Below are 1347 nucleotides of genomic sequence, written 5' to 3' on the forward strand. Positions count from 1 at the left end.
GCATGCCCCCCGAACTCGGCGCCCTCCCCGCCGGCTGTACCTTCGCCGCCCGCTGCACGCGGGCCACCGACACCTGCGCGACCCTCCCGCCCCTGGCCGGGCCGGTCCCGACCGGATCGTCCCCGGCGGGGCCGTCCCCGACCGGGGAGGTCGCCTGCCACCACCCGCTCCCGGCCCACGACGGGAAGGGCGAGAGTCCGCGCACCGCGGCCCCGGAGGACATCCATGCTTGAACTGCGCGCCATCACCGCCGGATACGACCGGCGCGCCCCCGTCGTCCGGGACGCCTCCCTCACCGTCGCCCCCGGCGAGGCCGTCGGTCTGCTCGGCCCCAGCGGCTGCGGCAAGTCCACCCTCGCCCGCGTCGCCGCCCTGCTGCACCGCCCCGACGCCGGCACCCTCCTCCTCGACGGCACGCCCGTGCGCCACTGGCGCCACCGCGCCCCGCGCGAGCTGCGCACCGCCTTCGGCGTCGTCTTCCAGCAGCCCCGCCTCTCCGCGGACCCCCGGCTGCGTCTGGCCGACCTGATCGCCGAGCCCCTGCGCGCCACCGGCCGGCGCGAGGAGGTCCCCACCCGGGTCCCCGAACTCGCCGGCACCGTCGGCCTGACCCCCGACCTGCTCACCCGCCGTCCCCACGAGGTCAGCGACGGCCAGCTCCAACGCGCCTGTCTGGCCCGCGCGCTGGTGCTCCGCCCCCGCTGGCTCATCTGCGACGAGATGACCGCGATGCTCGACGCCTCCACCACGGCCGCGCTGGTCGCGGTCGTCGAGGACTACCGCGCGGCGACGGGCGCGGGCCTGCTGGCCGTGGGCCACGACCGGGCCCTCCTCGACCGCTGGTGCGACCGCACGGTCCACTGGGACACGGTCATCGAATGGTGATCGCGTTCCCCCGCATGACGGGGGAGAGGTCTCCGGCTTTCGCCGTCCTCCTGTCCTGATCCGGGTCGGGGCCGGCGCCCAGCCGGGGCGGCCCTGCTCCCAGAGGACCATGGGGAGAGCCCTCCGGCGTCCCCGCCGCGCCGGCCGTACGGGGCAGCAGCACCGCGCCACGCCCGACAGGGGCCGTCCCCGGTCACGCCACGCGTGCCTCCTGGGACGGCAGGCGCCTCACCGGCCGCGCCCCGCGCCCGCACGCTCCGCCCGGATGCTCCCGTTGCGACCGGATCGCGCCCTACCCCCCGCCCGCGGCCGTGCCGACCCTCGAAGCCATGGGGGATACACACGAACCGCACCTCGTCCCACTGCCCGGCCCCGACGCCCACCGCCGGCCGCCCGCCGGCACCCGCCGGCCGTGGGAGAACATCGACCGGACCCAAGCCGCCCTCGACGGCGCCACCGGCC

The 1347-nt window shown here is 77.8% G+C and carries 1 protein-coding gene and 1 pseudogene; both read left to right on the plus strand.

Going from position 1 to position 1347, the window contains the following annotated elements; genetic code table 11:
* Window positions 1–233, plus strand: a pseudogene (locus tag B7L92_RS41755) (ABC transporter ATP-binding protein); the annotation flags it as partial.
* The gene (locus B7L92_RS38595) at window positions 226–885 is read left to right on the plus strand and encodes an ABC transporter ATP-binding protein (protein ID WP_081241682.1); all 660 of its coding nucleotides are present in this window, start codon (window positions 226–228) and stop codon (window positions 883–885) included. The pseudogene B7L92_RS41755 and the gene B7L92_RS38595, both read left to right, overlap by 8 nt.
* Window positions 886–1347: the final 462 nt, after the last annotated feature.

It is taken from the genome of Streptomyces viridosporus, assembly GCF_002078235.1.
In the GTDB taxonomy this organism is placed as follows: Bacteria; Actinomycetota; Actinomycetes; order Streptomycetales; family Streptomycetaceae; genus Streptomyces; species Streptomyces viridosporus.

What these genes read in the sequence shown, in the direction of transcription:
- B7L92_RS38595 (WP_081241682.1), top strand. Translation starts at nt 226, where the DNA reads ATGCTTGAACTGCGCGCCATCACCGCCGGATACGACCGGCGCGCCCCC.